Here is a 16,031-nt window from a genome sequence, read left to right on the forward strand (position 1 = left end):
CAAGATCGCGGAGGGCTGGGGCGGGGTCAGAGCTGCCAAGGCGGGGGCGGCTTGGGGGGCAGGTAGCGGCAGGTGGTGCCGGTGGAGACGGCGTCGCGCAGGTGGCTCGCCAGTGCCGGGTGTCGGTCGTCGAGCTTGCGGAGCGCGTCGCGGATTCGCGCGGTCACCGTCTTGCGGGCCCGCTCGGCATCGTCGCCCAGGCGGCGGCTCCGGCCGGCGAAACCCGCCGCGGCACGCAGCTCGTCGAGCAACGCACCCCGCTCGGCGTCCAGCTTGGACACCTTCCGGTCGTCGTCGCGGGCGGCAGCCCGGTCGATCTCCTCGTCGAGGCGGGCCAGGTGCCGCCGGTAGCGGGCCTTCGCCTCGTCGTCGAGGACCGGGTCGGCGCCCATCCGGCGGGCGGCGACCAGCTCCGGCCCGGCCGCCGGGTCGAGCAGTTCGACAGCCGGTACGTCGCTGCCCGGTTGGCTGAGCAGCAGGTGCAGGTCATGCAGGCCCTTGGCGTCGGGCAGGTGCACGACGACACCGTCGTACGCGAGCTGCCAGACCGGCCCGTCGCGCCGAAACTCGTACCCCTCGATCGCACTCGCGACCGGCGCGGCCCGGCCGGGCGCGACGACCTGACCCGACCCGACGGCCCGGCCCGAACCAGCAACCTGGCCCGGCGCGATGGCCTGGCCGGGCGCTACAAGCTGACCCGTCCCAGCAGCCTGGACCGACACGACGGCCTGGTCCGGGACGTCGGCGTCGGGGGCCGTCGGGGCGGCGAGCCGGTGGAGCACCTGCGCCATGCCGAGGGCTGTCGCCTCCTGGACGGCGGCGGCGCGCAGCGCGGTCGACGTCGCGGTGTCCCCCGGGTGACCTCGGCCGGCGAGGGCGTTCGCGAGGCCGGCCCGGGCGATGAGCGACCAGGTACGGGAGCCCAGCCGGTCGGCGGAATCACGGGCGGCCGTGAAGCCGGCGATGGCGTCGTCCCAGCGTTGCTGGGCGGCGTCGATCACTGCCAGCCAGTGGTCGACCGGGCCGCTGACGTCGCAGCCGAAGAGCGCCACCATCCACTCTCCCCGGTGCGGGGCGAGTGCGGCCCGTGCAGCGTCGCAGCGTTGCGAGTCGGCGGACGCGGCGGCGGCCTGCGCGCGTAACCGCAGCCAGATCGGCGACACCGGGCGCGGGTAGCGAATGGCAGCGGCCTCGATGCCGGCGGTCAGCCGAACCGCCGTCTCGCCGTCGCCCCGCTCCGCGGCGGTGATCGCCCGCAGCAGCTCCCGATAGGGGTAGTCGATCGGGGCCAGCGCGTCCAGCAGGGTGTCGGCCTCGGCGAACCGACCCTGGAGCAGCAGCCGGGACCAGCGCAGGTGATGGCCCATGAACCCGAACTCGGCATGGCCCGGGTCGGAGAAGTCGCTGAGGATGGCGAACCGCTCGTCGGCCTCGGTGAAGTCACCCCGGAAGGCCGCGATGATCCCGCTGTCGATGCCCGCCGCTATGCGGTGCCGGCTGGCGTCGCCGCCCCTGTCCACGTTGACGAAGGTGGCCAACTCCTCGTTGAAGTGCGGGTCGCCCAACTCCAGTAGCGCCACCCAGCGCAGCGAGGTGGCCCACAGCTCGGTTTCCCGGTCTCCCGTGCGGCGGGCCACGTCCCGGATCTCGGCGGTCAGCGCGACGCGGGCCGCCGCGGTGCCCAACCCCCAGGTGGTGTCGTGGCGGGCCCAGAGGCTGAACGTCAGCGCCTCGTCGTCCTGCCCTCGACGGGCGATCGTCTCGGTGGCGGTGATCAGGTCGGCGACCAGCGCGCCGACCGACGCGTCCGGGGCCGGTTCGCCGATCAGTTTCCGGTACGCGTCGCGCACCAACTCCGCCGCGTCGATCGAGTGAACGGTCTCCACCTGACGGGCCCGGTTCACGATCAGGGCGACGCGGGCCAGCAACACCGGGTCATCGAGTGTGCGAGCCAGCGCCCCGGCCTCGGCGAGCAGTGCGGCGGACTCCTCCCGGCCGGCGTGGTGATATTGCGCCTCACCGAATTCGACGAGGATCCGGACACGTTGCTCCCGGTCCTCGACGACCTCGAGGGCCCGACGGAAGTGCACCGACGCCTCGTCGGCGGCGAGCCGGACGAACGCGTCCCGCCCGGCGGCGACCAGCAGCGTGGCCACCCGGGCGCGGTCGAGTGCGGGGCCGGCGAGGTAGGCGTGGCGGGCGAGGTCGGCCGGGATCAGCTGATCGGTGAGCTCCCGCAGGTCGTCGACCGCCCGGACGACCGCGCCGTGGCGCGCCTGTCGCTCGTCGTGGGACAGCCCGTCGTAGAGCGTTTCGCGGACCAGGTCGTGAGCGAAGGCGAAGCGGCCACCGCCCCGGGCGACCACCAGTCGGGCGGTCACCGCCCGGTCGAGCAGCCGGTCGACCTGCGCCACCGGAGCGGCACCGCAGGCCGCCAGGACCTGGCGGTGGAACTCGCGACCCAGCACGGCCGCGACGGTGAGCGCCTCGACCACGGCCGCCGGCAACTGGGCCAGGCGGCGGCGCACCGCCTCCCGTACGCCGGGTGCGATCGTGCCGGCCGCGTCTTCGGCATGCCAGAGCCGCGCGGTCTGCTCGACGAAGAACGGGTTGCCGCCGGTGCGCCGGTGCACCTCGTCGACCAGGCCGGCCTCCGGCTCCCGGCCGGCGGTCCGGGCCATCAGTGCGGCCACCTCGTCGCGGGTGAAACCGGTGAGGGTGATCGTGGTGGCTTTCGCGACCAGCGGCATCAGCAGTGGGCGCAGCGGATGCTCGCCCGATTCGACCTCGGCGTCTCGGTAGGTGCCGATCAGCAGGAGCCGCTCGAACCAGGTGTGCTGGGCGGCGAAGCTCAGCAACCGCAGTGAGGCCGGGTCGGCCCAGTGCAGATCGTCGAGGACGACCACGACCGGCCGTTGCTGGGAGACGGCGACCAGCGCCGCGGTCACCGCGTCGTACAGCGCGAACGCCTCCTGGTCGGCGCTGTCGGTGTTGACGCCGGCCCAGCTGGTGAGCCGTTCGGCCTGCTGCTTGCTGGTGTCGGTCTCGCCGAGCAGGGCCGCGAGGGCCGGCTCGGCGTCCGGCCGCGCCACCGCCCAGTCGTCGGCGGAGCGCCGCAGGCCGCGCAGCACCTGCACCCACGGCCAGTAGCCGGGGGCGCTGTCGGAATCCCAGCAGGCGGCGCCGAGCACCAGCGCGCCGCGTTGCCGGGCCTCGCGGGCCGCCGACGTGACGAGGGTCGTCTTGCCGATGCCCGGCTCGCCGGTGACCAGGACGAGACCGCCGTGGCTGGTGGCGGCGCGGTCCAACTCGGCGCGCAGCAGGCCCGCAGGATGATCCCGCCCGATGATGGCGTCGCCGCGCCGCGCGTCCATGGTTTCCAGACGGTACTGCAACCGTCCGACAGCGCGTGCGAGTTAGCCGGCCGAGCTCCTCTCTTGGCCTCGGCGGGCAGGTGTGTTCGGGGCGCTTTGGAGCTGATGTCGCCAACGCATCACCCTACCTGTTCCTAACCTTCCCTATCTGCGTAACATAGGGAGCGATGAAGGAAGACATGTACTCAGTTGAGCAGGTCGCCGACCGGCTCGGGCTGCACGTGCGGACGGTGCGCAGCTATATCCGCAACGGTCGGCTCCGGGCGGTACGGATCGGCAAGCAGTACCGGATCGCCGCCAGCGATCTCGACGCGCTCACCGGACAGGCCCCGACCGCGCCCAGCGTCACCAGGCAGGCGGAGGTGTCGAGCATCGTCCAGATCGACGGCGTCGACAGAGCCGCCGCCGACCGGCTCGGCACGCTCGTGCTCACCAGCGCCAACGCCGGCCACGACCAGGCCAACCCACTGCGGGTGCAGACCGTGTACGACGAGCACCGCCACCGCATGAAGATCATCATCTTGGGCGACCCGGCAGCCACCGCCGAGTTGCTGCACCTGCTCGACGCCGTCCTCAACGCTGACAACGGCCTGCTCGACCGGGAGGTCCGCGATGCCTGACGAGATCCAGGAACGCGCCGGAGTGCCGGTGCTGGTCTGTGACCCCGACGGCCCGCCACTGGCCACCGAGCAGGACGCGCTGGACCTGATCGGGGCGGCGTTCCTCGGCGCCCAGGTGGTCGCCGTGCCGGCCAACCGACTCGACGAACGCTTCTTCTCGCTGGGCACCCGCTTCGCCGGTGACGTGATGCAGAAGTTCGTCAACTACCGGGTGCGGCTGGCCGTCGTCGGCGACATCTCGACCCAACTCGCGGGCAGTTCGGCGCTTCGCGCCCTGGTGCACGAGTCGAACCAGGGCGGGCAGATCTGGTTCGTCCCCGACCTCGACGCGCTCGACGCCCGCCTCCGCGCGGCGCGATAGCCACCTCACCCGCCGCCAACGACCGCCATCTCCACCGCGTCCGGCTCCACTCCCCTCACCCGGGACTGCTCGGCCGCCCACCGCAGGTAGGCCAGCCACTCCTCGGACGACCAGCCGTTGCGCCGGCCGACACCCGCCTCGGCGGGGAGTTGGCCGGCCACGACACGGTCGAGGATCAGGGGCTGCACCCCGCCCACCCCGCGCCGGTAGCCGGCGAAGTAGAGAACCTTCGTGAACAGGCCCGGCCGCAACCAGGGCAGGCGAGCGTGGTCGGGGTCGCCGAAGCGGCGGTACGCCGTAGACAGCGCGGCCTCGTCGGGCGCTGGCGCGGACACCTCTTTCAGCGCGTACGCCAGGCGTTTGCCGTCGGGATCGGCGTCGAGCGACCTGGCGGCGCGCCACGGGCCGTACCCGATGGGTCCGTAAGCCCAGACCAGCACGGCCGTCAACAGTTGCCGTGGGCTCGCGGACCCCGCCCGGTACGCGTCGGCCACCGCGAAGACGTCGCGCCGCCAGATCTCACCGCTCGCTGGCAGGGAATCGGGCCACGCATCCGGCGGTAGCCCCGCCCGCCAGCGGTCGACGGTGACGGTGACCGGGGTGCGCTCGCCCGGTAACACCACACCTCTGGTCGTCTGCATGGTCGCCTCCCACAGATCGTGCGCTCGCGGAACTCCGTGGTTCGGACGCTATGGCCGCGCGCTTCCACCTGCCGCCCGCCGACGGCAAATCGCGGGCTGGCCCGAAGAAAGCGGCTACGGCGAGGTCAGGTATGTGCCGGCGGGCGTAGCCGTCGAGGAGCGAGAACAATATCCGCCTGGCTTCTCTCCGGACGACGAGGAGTGTGCCGAGGTCTACACGGAGATCCCGCAGGGCGATCTGCACCTCACGGTTGACATATCTCTGCCCTACGTCAAGACGATCCCGGGGCCCCCGTGGTCTCCGCCGCTGCCGGGAGATCCCCCGTTCGAAGAGATGACCGAGGTGTGGAAGGAAGTCCTGGCCAAGGTGCCGGACGGCCCGTTCTCCTATGGAGGCTGGACGACGCCGCTGCTGTTGGGCGGCTACGGCACTGACTGCAACGGTTTCAACCCCGCGTGGTTGGGCGCCAACCCCTCGGGCCGGTCCGGCCACGACGGGTCGGTGCGCGGTGGCGGGCCACCCGACCATGGTGACTGGGTTGTGCTGGCCGAGTTTCATGGCGGCAGACCAGGCGGCGCGAGCATCCACTGGGTGATCCAGCGTGCCGACGTGAAGGAGCGACGCTTCGACCAGGCCAGCGTCCTCGTCTACTGGAATCCGTGAGGCCGGACGAGCACTGACGGAACGGTCTGTCGCGGCCGACCTGCTGCCGGGTAGCGGCGCGGCGTGGCCACCCCGAGCGCTGGGGTGGCCACGCCGGACGACCTGCCGGTTACGCGGTGGCGCAGATGGCGTACGCCGTGTCGGACCAGTTGCCGGCGAACGCGTCCTCCTCGTACGCGCCGGACGCTGCGGACGTCGGGGCGGTGGCGAGGCCGCCGTTGGGGCGGAAGTCGTCCACGATGCCCTCGCCGGTCACGCCGTTCAGCTCGTAGCCGGCGCCGGTCAGCACCTTTCCGACCGGGCAGGTCGCCGTGACGCTGCGGAAGTCGAGGGAGGTGCTGGCCCCGACGGCTGAGGTGCGTACCAGACCCGCGAGGGGGTTGGCGCAGATCGCGTACGCGGTGGCGGACCAGTTCAGGGCCGTGGCGTCCGACTCGTACGCGCCGACGGTGACCGCGGTCGGCGCCGTGGCGACGCCACCGTTGGGCCGGAAGTCGTCGACGACACCTTCGCCGGTCACCCCGTTGAGTTCGTAGCCGGTGCCGGTCAGCACCTTCCCGACCGGGCACGTCGCGGTGACGCTGCGGAAGTCGGTCGAGTTGCTGACGCTGGTTGTGGTGACCCGGACCAGGCCCGCGAGGGGGTTGGCGCAGATCGCGTACGCCGTCACCGACCAGTTCCCCGCGAACGCCTCGGTCTCGTAGGCGCCGACGGTGACCGCCGTCGGTGCCGTGGCGACCCCGCCGTTGGGGCGCAGGTCGTCGACGACACCTTCGCCGGTCACGCCGTTAAGTTCATAGCCGGTGCCGGTGAGCACCTTCCCGACCGGGCAGGTCGCCGTGACGCTGTGGTAATCGGCGGAGTCGCTGACGCTGGTCGCGGCGACCCGCACCAGACCGGGGACCGCGGCGGACGCCGGGCTCGCCGGGGCGAGCACCGTCCCGGCCGCGACAAGACCGAGCACGAGTACGGACGCTCGGGCACCGTAACGCCGACTTTTGTTCTGAGTACGCATGTGTTTCTCCCGTCTGAGGCCCAGACGGGCGGCAGGTGAGACGCCGACGTCAAGGCCGTTCGTGATGACGGGTTCACGCTAGGTAGCCACCTGACCAGGCATTATCTCCAAGCCGACTACGTCGCGTAACGGACTGGACGCCTCGTCGACGCCACTGGACTGACGGAGGATGCGCAGGCATCGATGCTTGTGCATACCATGCGGCTATGCCTGCTCGCCGCGTCACCGCCACCATCGCCCTCGCCGCGCTGGCGAGCCTGCTCGCCGTCAACGCCGCCCGCGCCGACGGGCCGGCGATCAGCACGCCGGGCACCCCCACGGTGGTGGCCAACGAACCACATCAGCTCACGCTCAGCTGGGCGCCCTCCGCCTGGGTCGAGCCCGGCGCGGAGCAGCCGATCAACTACGAGGTGCAGGTGCCGTTGGGCCCGAACACGTACCGCTTCCTCGGCTCCACCACCGACACCACGATCACGCTGACCGACCTCGCACCCGGCACGACGTACCGGATCGCGGTTGCCGCCCGCGCGCTCGGCGGCTACTCCGACACCTCACCCACCACCACAGTGCGCACCGCGGCCGGCCGCGCGACGGTCAGCTACCTCAACCTGGACTGGTCTCCGACGAACAACCAGATCCAGCACCTGTTGAAGGTGACAAACACCGGCACCGCACCGCTTGACCTGAGCACGGTGCGGGTGCGCTACCACCTGCGCTTCGAGGGCGGCAACACGTCGCTGGTGCCGAACTGCGACTGGGCCGCGCTGGGTTGTGACCGGATCCGGCAGAGCGTGCAGTTCTTCATCCCGCCGGGCGGGCCGCCCGGCGGGATGACGACGCCGGCGCCGCCGGGCTACCCGATCCCGGGAACGCCGGTCCCCGGCTGGGTGGAGCTGACCTTCACCGACGGCACGCTCGCGCCGGGTCAGTCGACCGGGCCGATCCAGCTACGGCACCACCGGCACAGCTGGAGCAACATCGACGAACGCGATGACCCGAGCTGGGTCGCCACCACCGGCCAGTGGACCGAGAACGACCGGATCACGCTGGACGTCGACGGGGTACGCGAGTTCGGCGACACCTACTCCTGACCGCGCGCCTGGCGGCCGGCGCGAGTCGGTCCGGGCGGTCATGTCCTGACGACCGTCGTCGATCATGGTGGGCATGCCGGCTCCAAGTCGTTGATTCATGGGCTGGCACCGGGGCGGGCGGGAGGAGCTGCGCCGTTGAGGGCCGGCGCAAGTCCGGGACAAGGAACCCGCCCCGGGCCATGCGTCGACTTTCGCGGCTGACCAGGCACAACGCCATGTCACGGTGATCGTTGACGGCATACGTGATCGGTATGCGCTCAACGTCGCGACTGTCGAATCGGGCAGACTGCGGGCATGACGGAACGCCCGGTGCTGTATCTGGTCGTCTGCGCCGCGGGTCCGGCGGAACACATCGACGAGCTGGTCGACACCCTGATCGCCGACGGGTGGCAGGTGTGCATGATCGTCAGCCCGACCGCCGCGCCGTGGCTCGACCGCCAGGCGTTGCAAGACAAGACCGGCTATCTGGTACGAGTGGAGTGGCGGATGCCCGGCGACCCGGAGCCGCACCCGCCGGCCGATGTGGTGCTGGCCGCGCCGGTCACGTTCAACACGGTGACGAAGTGGGCGTTGGGCATCAACGACACGCTGACACTCGGCGTCCTCAACGAGTCGCTGGGGGCTGGGTTGCCGATCATCGCCTTTCCGCACGTCAAGACGGAGCTGGGTGCGCATCCTGCATATACGGGGCACGTGGCGGTGCTACGGGCTGCCGGTGTGCTCGTGGCCGACGGGAACCCGCTGAACCCGACGCACGGGCTGGCGCGTTGGAGCGTGGTCATCGAGGCGCTGCGGGCGACTCGACGGTCTTGAGGGCGTTCTCTGTCAGCCTTGTCGAGCCACCGCGCCCCGGGTTGGCCGACTACCGCTGAACCGCATCAAGGAGCGGGCCGTGGCGGGGGGCGACGCGGCAAACTGCTTGTGCCGCCAGGGCCGCGTCAGAGCGTCGGCGAAGCCGGTCACCGGCTGTTCGGGGGCGGCGGCATACACGGGATCTGCGTCGTCCATACCTCAGCGGCGGGTGTGTGGCTATGGCGAACGAGTCGGAGCAGGAGAATTGCGGCGTCGATCCAGGCGGCGCCCACGGGCAGGCTGGACCAGTCGACGAGTCGAACTCTAATCGCTGTCTCTGCCTTTCCTTCGAGCACCAGAAGGTTCCGGGGCTTCGTATCGTTATGTATGCAGGAGAGTGTCACCGAAAACCAACTTGGGGTCGATGGTGGTGTGCCAGCGGTCGGCGAAAGGACGCACAGCTACCGGCGGGCCGCACCCGCGTTGGCCGCTCCACTCGGTGAGCAGTGCCGCCAGCAGTGGCAGGTCGGTTAGTCCAGGCGCTCCGTCGGGGTGCCTCGCCGGGCTGACGAGAGGCTCGTTGCTGCAGGGCCGGACATCGGACTGTCGGTGCACTTGTCGAGACACTGGGTGCACTCGGCTGCGCCCTCATCCGAACAGGGGGCGGATCACGTGGGGCAAAGTAGGCAGCCCGGCACGCATCGATCATCCGCGAAACGGGATGCCCAACGGGCTCCGGATAGCCGGCTGACAGCGGACATACCAGATGCGCGCGTTCAGCCTGCTCCGCCATCTCGGCGGCCATCCGCCAAGTGCGCTTCCCGCCGACTCAGCCCGTCGGCCGGTCCGCAGCCAATGCCGCGTGCCCTGTCTAGCAGCGCGCGAAGGACACGCCCTGGCCACCTTTCAACAACGCGCAGTACTCGGGTAACGTGACGCAACCTGCGAGCAGTAACTGCGCATCACCGGCGGAACAAGCTACTGCAGTTTCTCGACCATCGACGAAGCGAGGAGCCTCAGATGTCGGCATCCAAGCCCCCAGCCGTAGTACTGCTAAGTGGCGGTCTCGACTCGGCCACAGCCCTTGCTGTGGCCGCCAACAAGGGGTTCGAAGCCAACGCCCTCAGCTTCCGCTACGGGCAGCGGCACACCGTGGAACTCGAAGCCGCCACACGGGTCGCGAAGGCCCTGGGGGCGACACGACACGTCGTCGCGGACATCGATCTCAGGATCTTCGGCGGTTCCGCATTGACTGACGACGACCTCGCTGTGCCTCATCACGAGAGCGCCGAGGAGATCGGGAGCGAGATCCCCATCACCTACGTGCCGGCTCGGAACACCATCTTCCTGTCGTTCGCGCTTGCCTGGGCGGAGACCCTTGGGGCCTCCGACGTCTTCATTGGGGTAAGCGCCCTCGACTACAGCGGCTACCCGGACTGCCGGCCCGAGTACATCGAGGCATACGAGCGGATGGCTAACCTGGCCACCAAGGCTGGCGTCGAGGGCAGCCAACGGCTGAAGATTCACACTCCCCTCATCGACCTCACGAAGGCAGACACCATTCGGCTGGGCCTCAGCCTCGGTGTCGATTACTCGCTCACCCACAGTTGCTACGACCCCGTCGATGGCCGGCCGTGTGGCACCTGCGACTCCTGCCTGCTGCGTACCCGGGGCTTCGCCGAACTTGGCATGTCGGACCCCGCCGTCGGCAACGTGTCATGAGATCCGCGTACCGCATCAAAGAGATCTTCTACACCCTGCAGGGCGAAGGTACCCACGCCGGGCGGCCCGCGGTCTTCTGTCGATTCACAAGTTGCAACCTCTGGACCGGCCACGAGGCAGACCGCCACCGAGCGATCTGCCAGTTCTGCGACACAGACTTCGTAGGTACTGACGGGCCGGGAGGCGGCCGCTTCAGATCCGCTCAAGACCTGGCTGCAGCGGTAGCCAAGGCCTGGGCCGGTGCAGCGCACCCGAAAAGCAGGCCGTACGTCGTGTGCACCGGTGGCGAGCCACTACTGCAACTTGACGCTGCTGCCGTCGAGGCACTTCACGATGAGGGCTTCGAGGTAGCTATCGAGACGAACGGGACGCGACCGGCGCCTGCCAGCGTCGACTGGATCTGCGTCAGTCCGAAGGCCGGGGCTGAGCTAGTCCTGACCAAGGGTGACGATCTCAAGCTTGTCTACCCGCAACCGGGCGCGGAGCCTGAGCGGTTCGAAGGCCTCGGCTTCGCCCACTTTCTCCTTCAACCGATGGACGGACCAGACCAAGCCGCGAATACTCAGGCCGCCATCAGCTATTGCCTCGCCCATCCTCAATGGTCCTTGAGCCTGCAGACACACAAATACATTGGGATTGCTTGATGGAAATCTTCCGTGAGTTCACCTTCGAAGCCGCTCATCGCTTGCCGCATGTGCCTGAGGGGCACAAGTGCGCTCGCCTCCACGGCCACTCCTACCGCGTTGAACTGCACGTGCGTGGCGAGGTCGGAGCGTCGTCCGGATGGGTGATGGACTTCGGTGACGTCAAGGCAGCGTTCCGGCCCATCCTGGACCAACTGGACCACTACTACCTGAACGACGTGCCAGGGCTCGAGAACCCGACCAGCGAGGTGCTGGCGCAGTGGATCTGGGGGAGGCTTATCGATCAACTGCCGCTGTCGGCCATTATGGTCAGGGAGACCTGCACCTCGGGTGCCGTCTACCGGGGCGATGCCCCGTGACGGAAGCGACGACCGACGAGCATCGATCGGGCGCGACCGTGGATAACAGCCCGGCGGAAGCGCCGCCGCGCGTTCACATCGTCGTGACCTGCGCGAACCGCAAGAATCTTCCGGTGCCTCCGGGCTTGCGCATCGGAGACCTGTCGGACTACCTGCCAAGGCAGAGGCTCACGGAGTGGATTCGACGACTGTCCGAACCCGGCGGACCTGCCACTGCCGCGACGTCACTCTATGCCGGCGAACATTGGGCGGCGGCGCGCCAGCTGGCCACCTCTGTACGCGTGGAAGCGCAACTCTGGGTCTGTTCGGCCGGGTACGGACTGATTCCTGCTACCGCGCACGTCCGCCCCTATGCCGCGACCTTCGGATTGCGGGATGGCGACTCGGTCGGGCGGAGTTCGACCGAGAACCTCGACTGGTGGCGCGGGCTGAGCGAGTGGGTGGGTCCCGATCCCGGCGCACCTCGGTCGTTCTACGACCTCGCCCGAACGAACCCCCACGACACAATCATCGCAGTCCTGTCGGACACCTACCTCCGGCCGTGCAGTGACGATCTCCGTAGGGCGGCGAGGCAGCTACGCGACCCGCAGCGGCTGACGATCGTCGGACCGGCCCAGGCAGATCCCGACCTGAACGAACTGGTAGTCGGGGTGACCGCTCGGATGAGGCCGGCGGTCGGCGGCAGCCTGCTCGCCCTCAACGTCCGGGTCGCGCAGCGCCTCGTCAGCCTCGTTTCCGCGGACTCCGCCACGCACCGCAGGTCCCACCTCCGCGCTCTGGCCCATGAACTTGCGGCCACCGCACCCCCGCCAACGCCTCGGGCTAATCGTGAGCGCATGAGCGACGACGAGGTCAGGGCCTTCATTCGGTCGCTCGCAGGCGCCAGGCCAACCTCGGCAACGCGCCTGCTTCGACAGCTAAGGGACTCCGGCAAGTCATGCGAGCAGGCACGCTTCAAACAACTGTTCGATGAGATCTCATTGGATGTGCGCTGCTGATGCCGCCCGCACACGATCCCAAGACCATCGCGCGCCGTGCCCTGCGAATCGCTCAGCCCGGCACCCCGGCCCTCTATCTCTTCACGCTGCAAGCGGAAGAGGTCCTGCAGATCGCGGACATCTCCCGCGTCAGTCGGGACGACGCCGGGAAGCTGATCGGCTACCAACGCCCGCAGGTACGGAAACACATACAAGAGATCGTCGACTACCTCGACAGCGAAGCCGCCCTCTTTCCCAATCCCATCATCCTGGCCCTGTCCTCCAACGTACGGTTCCAGTCGAGCAGAGGACCGGGCGCCGCGGATGGACTCGCCACCTCCGGCCTACTGAGCATTCCCTTGACGCAACCCGGCAAGCCCAAGCCCGCATGGATCGTGGACGGGCAGCAGCGGGCCCTCGCGCTGTCCCGTACCCAGCGGCAGCAGTTTCCAGTGCCGGTGACCGCCTTCGTGGCGGACAGCGTCAGTTTCCAGCGCGACCAGTTCCTGCGCATCAACAACACCCGCCCGCTACCGCGTGGCCTGGTGACCGAACTCCTGCCGGAGGTCGACAGCCCGCTACCTCCCCGACTCGCCATACGGAAGGCACCGTCGGCACTGTGCGACGTCCTGAACGCCGACAAGGCCTCGCCCTTCTACGGGCTAATCAAACGGGCATCGACCAACCGGCAGCAGGCACCGAACGCGGTAATCACCGATACCGTTGTCGTCGAGATGATCCAGGAGAGCCTTACCTCGCCGGCTGGGTGCCTCTTCCCTTACCGAGACGTCACCCGCAACGAGACCGACTTCGACGGAATTCTCCAGGCACTCTGCACCTATTGGTCATCGGTCCGTGACACCTTCCCCGACGCATGGGGCAAGCCGCCGAGCAAGAGCCGGCTCATGCACGGAGCAGGCATACGGGCCATGGGACGACTGATGGATCGAGTGTTGGGCACGGTGGATGCCCGTCTCCCCGAGGCGCCCGAGATGGTCAGCAAACACCTCGCGGTGATTGCGCCTCACTGTCAGTGGACGGGGGGAAGGTGGGACGAGCTCAACCTTCGGTGGAACGAGATTGAGAACCTGTCCCGTCATGTGCAGGAGTTGTCCAACTACCTCATCCGCGTCTACCTGAACGAACGGGCGGGAATTCGGTGAAGTTCTTCTTTCCTGACAGCCAGGACCAGGTAGACCCCACGTTCGACTTCCTCAGTGAGGAACGCGACCCGTTCCGGGTGCGCCAACGCGACGATCTATACGCGCACGAAGTGCTGAAGCCGCCACCGTTCAACGGCCTCCTGGTGTCGAAGGCCATCGTGGACGGCACCGCCAACTCGAGCACAGGCAAATACACTGGGCCCCAGCGCCACCGGCTGTACAGGCAAGGAGCGCGGGATTTCTTCCGCCTCGACAACGGTAGCGCCCCTCTGAAGATCATGGGTGACTGCGGAGCCTTCTCGTACGTTGGAGAGGAGTACCCGCCCTATACCGTCGAAGAGGTGGTCAGCTTCTACGAGGGGTGCGGGTTCGACTACGGCATCTCCGTCGACCACGTCATCTTTCAGTATGAGCCGAAGGTGCTTCGTACTGATGATGCTGCCGCTGAATGGATTCGTCGTCAACAGATCACTCTCGAACTGGCCGCCGAGTTTTGGCGGCGGTGCAGCGCTAGTGATGTCCACTTCATTCCGCTCGGGGTCGCACAGGGTTGGAGCCCGGAGTCCTATGCGTCCGCTGTGGTGGAACTGCAACGGATTGGGTACCGGCGCATAGCACTCGGCGGCATGGTGCCGCTCAAGACAAAGGATATCCTAGCCTGCCTGAGGGCCATCGATGCCGTACGGGAGTCCGATACGCAGTTACATCTCCTGGGGATCAGCCGTTGTGAGGAGATTCCGACTTTCGCTGGCCACGGCGTGACAAGCTTCGATAGTACGTCACCGTTCCGCCAGGCCTTCAAGGACGATCGGGACAATTACTACGCCCCCCACCGCACTTTCGTGGCGCTCCGCGTTCCCCAAGTTGACGGGAACGCAAAACTGAAGGCGCAAATTCGCTCTGGCGAAATCAGCCAAGGTCAAGCTATGCAATTGGAACGTACCGCGTTGGCCCGCCTTCGCCAGTTCGATAAGGACGAGGTCGACGTGGACGCCGCCCTAGAGGCCCTCGTGACCTATAGCGCCCTGTGGGATCGCAAGGCTGATAGAACGAGCCAATACCGCGACACGCTTGAAAACCAGCCATGGCGAGCCTGCGACTGCACGATTTGTGCGTCAGTGGGCATTGAAGTAATCATCTTTCGTGGCGCCGAGCGCAACAAGCGTCGGGGCTTCCACAACCTACACGTGTTCGGCCAGCGAGTGCGCCGGCAGCTTGGAGCAGACGATCGTGACTAAGCAGGGTAGAAAGAGCGGCACGGTGGAGGTAGGGAGCCCACCGAACGTGCTACATCTCCCCGCTCTCGAGATTAGGCAGGGCCCAGATCGCCGTCTCTACACCTTTGCCGTGGACGGGAAGCAAGTCCCGTCCTTTGCCGCAGTTTCACGTGTTCGGCGCGACAGCCAGCAGCAACTACACGGCTACCAACGGCCGGAGGTCCTCGCACACGTGGCGGCGATCCGACGCTACGTGGAGTCCGCCGAGAGTCCCCTGTTGCCTAATGCGATCGTCGTGGCCTTCGATGACCGAGTTCGCTTCGTTCCGGCTGACGCCGCTACTGACGGCCCTGGTTACGTGCGCTCGGGAACCCTCCTGGTACCCGTCAGCGAGGATTGGGAGGACGCCGACAAACCAGGCTTCATCGTAGACGGCCAGCAGCGTTGTGCCGCTATCCGAGACGCAGGCGTCGAGACCTTCCCGATCTGCGTCACCGCCTTCATCACCGCCGACCAGGCTGACCACCGATCGCAGTTCATCCTGGTGAACTCGACGAAGCCGCTTCCAAAGGGCCTCATTCACGAACTGCTCCCGGCCGCATCTGGCCCACTGCCGAACCAGCTGCGCGTACGGCAACTTCCCGCGACGGTTCTTGAGCGCCTCAACTTCGACGAGCGTTCACCGCTGCGTCACATGATTCAAACGCCGACGAATCCTGCCGGCGTCATCAAAGACAACTCCATGCTGCGCATGCTCGAGAACAGCATCTCGGACGGCGCTCTGTATCGCTTCCGTGGCGGCGACAGCACCTTGCCCAACATTGGGCTGATGGTGACTGTACTGAGCGACTTCTGGACCGCAGTGCGAGATGTGTTCGGTGAGGATGCGTGGGGTAAGCCCCCTCGCAAATCGCGGCTGATGCATGGCGCTGGGATCATCAGCATGGGCTATCTGATGGACGCCATCGCCGAAACGAGCGGCAGTGGCGGCGATGTTCCGGATACTCAGGGATTTGCCACGGGACTGAAGAGCGTCAGGGATTACTGTCGCTGGACCGAGGGCACATGGGATCTGGGCGACGGGATTCCGCGCCGCTGGAACGACGTTCAGAACACCCCTCGGGATATTCAGCGAATTACCGACTTCCTGGTCTCCACGTATTATGCCAAGCAGGGAAAACGGCACGAGCGGTCAAGTCGACTCTTTTAGCCGCGCCTCCCGGAGACATCCGCCCCCCGAGTAATCTGGCCCGGATGGCGCCGCGACGCTTGCACTGTCGGAGCTTATCGGTTGTGACCTTGGCCCTGATGCTGGGCAGGGCCAAGGACACTTATTGCATGGCGAAACGTTGGCAAAGAGCGCTCTGACCCGATGGCCCACAGTGACCTAG

At 67.8% G+C, this 16,031-nt stretch carries 15 protein-coding genes; 12 read left to right on the top strand and 3 right to left on the bottom strand.

Annotation, left to right across the window (positions count from 1 at the left end):
* Window positions 1-26: 26 nt before the first annotated feature.
* Window positions 27-3,374, bottom strand: coding sequence for an ATP-binding protein (locus ACIA47_RS05095; RefSeq protein WP_396705629.1), 3,348 nt, complete (start codon window positions 3,372-3,374; stop codon window positions 27-29).
* Between the two features lie 167 nt (window positions 3,375-3,541).
* Between ACIA47_RS05095 and ACIA47_RS05100 the strand changes: the two genes are divergently transcribed.
* Window positions 3,542-3,994, top strand: coding sequence for a helix-turn-helix domain-containing protein (locus ACIA47_RS05100; RefSeq protein WP_396705631.1), 453 nt, complete (start codon window positions 3,542-3,544; stop codon window positions 3,992-3,994).
* Entirely contained in the window at window positions 3,987-4,355 is a 369-nt protein-coding gene (locus ACIA47_RS05105; RefSeq protein WP_396705633.1) for a DUF4180 domain-containing protein, read from the top strand. Before ACIA47_RS05100 ends, ACIA47_RS05105 begins: the two co-directional genes overlap by 8 nt.
* A 5-nt stretch (window positions 4,356-4,360) precedes the next feature.
* Here the strand turns inward: ACIA47_RS05105 and ACIA47_RS05110 are convergent, their stop codons facing one another.
* On the bottom strand, window positions 4,361-4,996 hold the full coding sequence (locus tag ACIA47_RS05110) for a hypothetical protein (RefSeq protein WP_396705635.1): 636 nt from the start codon (window positions 4,994-4,996) through the stop codon (window positions 4,361-4,363).
* Window positions 4,997-5,129: 133 nt separating this feature from the next.
* Here ACIA47_RS05110 and ACIA47_RS05115 point away from each other — a divergent pair, with 133 nt between their 5' ends.
* On the top strand, window positions 5,130-5,660 hold the full coding sequence (locus ACIA47_RS05115) for a hypothetical protein (RefSeq protein WP_203122009.1): 531 nt from the start codon (window positions 5,130-5,132) through the stop codon (window positions 5,658-5,660).
* Window positions 5,661-5,769: 109 nt separating this feature from the next.
* Here ACIA47_RS05115 and ACIA47_RS05120 read toward each other — a convergent pair whose 3' ends face one another.
* The gene (locus ACIA47_RS05120) at window positions 5,770-6,675 is read right to left on the bottom strand and encodes a hypothetical protein (protein ID WP_396705637.1); all 906 of its coding nucleotides are present in this window, start codon (window positions 6,673-6,675) and stop codon (window positions 5,770-5,772) included.
* 206 nt (window positions 6,676-6,881) lie between these two features.
* On the opposite strand from ACIA47_RS05120, the gene ACIA47_RS05125 reads away from it, so the two are divergent.
* The 9 genes from ACIA47_RS05125 (at window position 6,882) to dbpB (ACIA47_RS05165) (ending at window position 15,850) form a co-directional block, all read left to right on the top strand.
* Window positions 6,882-7,766, top strand: a complete 885-nt coding sequence (locus ACIA47_RS05125) for a fibronectin type III domain-containing protein (protein ID WP_396705640.1) — start codon at window positions 6,882-6,884, stop codon at window positions 7,764-7,766.
* A gap of 294 nt (window positions 7,767-8,060) precedes the next feature.
* Window positions 8,061-8,579 (top strand): flavoprotein, encoded by a 519-nt coding sequence (locus ACIA47_RS05130; protein ID WP_396705642.1) that lies wholly within the window; start codon window positions 8,061-8,063, stop codon window positions 8,577-8,579.
* A gap of 999 nt (window positions 8,580-9,578) precedes the next feature.
* Window positions 9,579-10,280, top strand: a complete 702-nt coding sequence (queC, locus tag ACIA47_RS05135; RefSeq protein ID WP_396705644.1) for a 7-cyano-7-deazaguanine synthase QueC — start codon at window positions 9,579-9,581, stop codon at window positions 10,278-10,280.
* Window positions 10,277-10,924: a 7-carboxy-7-deazaguanine synthase gene (gene queE, locus ACIA47_RS05140; RefSeq protein ID WP_396705646.1), complete on the top strand. Its 648-nt coding sequence runs from the start codon at window positions 10,277-10,279 to the stop codon at window positions 10,922-10,924. Before queC ends, queE begins: the two co-directional genes overlap by 4 nt.
* Complete coding sequence (gene queD / locus ACIA47_RS05145; protein WP_396705648.1) at window positions 10,924-11,283, top strand: 6-carboxytetrahydropterin synthase QueD; 360 nt, start codon at window positions 10,924-10,926, stop codon at window positions 11,281-11,283. The genes queE and queD overlap by 1 nt, the downstream gene beginning before the upstream one ends.
* Window positions 11,280-12,281 (top strand): hypothetical protein, encoded by a 1,002-nt coding sequence (locus ACIA47_RS05150; protein WP_396705650.1) that lies wholly within the window; start codon window positions 11,280-11,282, stop codon window positions 12,279-12,281. The genes queD and ACIA47_RS05150 overlap by 4 nt, the downstream gene beginning before the upstream one ends.
* Complete coding sequence (dbpB, locus tag ACIA47_RS05155; protein WP_396705652.1) at window positions 12,281-13,423, top strand: DGQHR domain-containing protein DpdB; 1,143 nt, start codon at window positions 12,281-12,283, stop codon at window positions 13,421-13,423. The genes ACIA47_RS05150 and dbpB (ACIA47_RS05155) overlap by 1 nt, the downstream gene beginning before the upstream one ends.
* Window positions 13,420-14,661 (top strand): tRNA-guanine transglycosylase DpdA, encoded by a 1,242-nt coding sequence (gene dpdA, locus ACIA47_RS05160; protein WP_396705654.1) that lies wholly within the window; start codon window positions 13,420-13,422, stop codon window positions 14,659-14,661. The genes dbpB (ACIA47_RS05155) and dpdA overlap by 4 nt, the downstream gene beginning before the upstream one ends.
* Window positions 14,662-14,707: 46 nt before the next feature.
* Window positions 14,708-15,850 (top strand): DGQHR domain-containing protein DpdB, encoded by a 1,143-nt coding sequence (gene dbpB / locus ACIA47_RS05165; RefSeq protein WP_396706373.1) that lies wholly within the window; start codon window positions 14,708-14,710, stop codon window positions 15,848-15,850.
* The last annotated feature ends 181 nt before the right edge of the window (window positions 15,851-16,031 follow it).

The organism is Micromonospora sp. NPDC051227 (assembly GCF_044455385.1).
Taxonomy (GTDB): Bacteria; Actinomycetota; Actinomycetes; order Mycobacteriales; family Micromonosporaceae; genus Micromonospora.

What these genes read in the sequence shown, in the direction of transcription:
- queD (WP_396705648.1), top strand. Translation starts at nt 10,924, where the DNA reads ATGGAAATCTTCCGTGAGTTCACCTTCGAAGCCGCTCATCGCTTGCCG.
- queC (WP_396705644.1), top strand. Translation starts at nt 9,579, where the DNA reads ATGTCGGCATCCAAGCCCCCAGCCGTAGTACTGCTAAGTGGCGGTCTC.
- ACIA47_RS05125 (WP_396705640.1), top strand. Translation starts at nt 6,882, where the DNA reads ATGCCTGCTCGCCGCGTCACCGCCACCATCGCCCTCGCCGCGCTGGCG.
- ACIA47_RS05095 (WP_396705629.1), bottom strand. Translation starts at nt 3,374, where the DNA reads ATGGACGCGCGGCGCGGCGACGCCATCATCGGGCGGGATCATCCTGCG.
- ACIA47_RS05120 (WP_396705637.1), bottom strand. Translation starts at nt 6,675, where the DNA reads ATGCGTACTCAGAACAAAAGTCGGCGTTACGGTGCCCGAGCGTCCGTA.
- ACIA47_RS05130 (WP_396705642.1), top strand. Translation starts at nt 8,061, where the DNA reads ATGACGGAACGCCCGGTGCTGTATCTGGTCGTCTGCGCCGCGGGTCCG.
- ACIA47_RS05100 (WP_396705631.1), top strand. Translation starts at nt 3,542, where the DNA reads ATGAAGGAAGACATGTACTCAGTTGAGCAGGTCGCCGACCGGCTCGGG.
- queE (WP_396705646.1), top strand. Translation starts at nt 10,277, where the DNA reads ATGAGATCCGCGTACCGCATCAAAGAGATCTTCTACACCCTGCAGGGC.
- dbpB (WP_396705652.1), top strand. Translation starts at nt 12,281, where the DNA reads ATGCCGCCCGCACACGATCCCAAGACCATCGCGCGCCGTGCCCTGCGA.
- ACIA47_RS05105 (WP_396705633.1), top strand. Translation starts at nt 3,987, where the DNA reads ATGCCTGACGAGATCCAGGAACGCGCCGGAGTGCCGGTGCTGGTCTGT.
- ACIA47_RS05110 (WP_396705635.1), bottom strand. Translation starts at nt 4,996, where the DNA reads ATGCAGACGACCAGAGGTGTGGTGTTACCGGGCGAGCGCACCCCGGTC.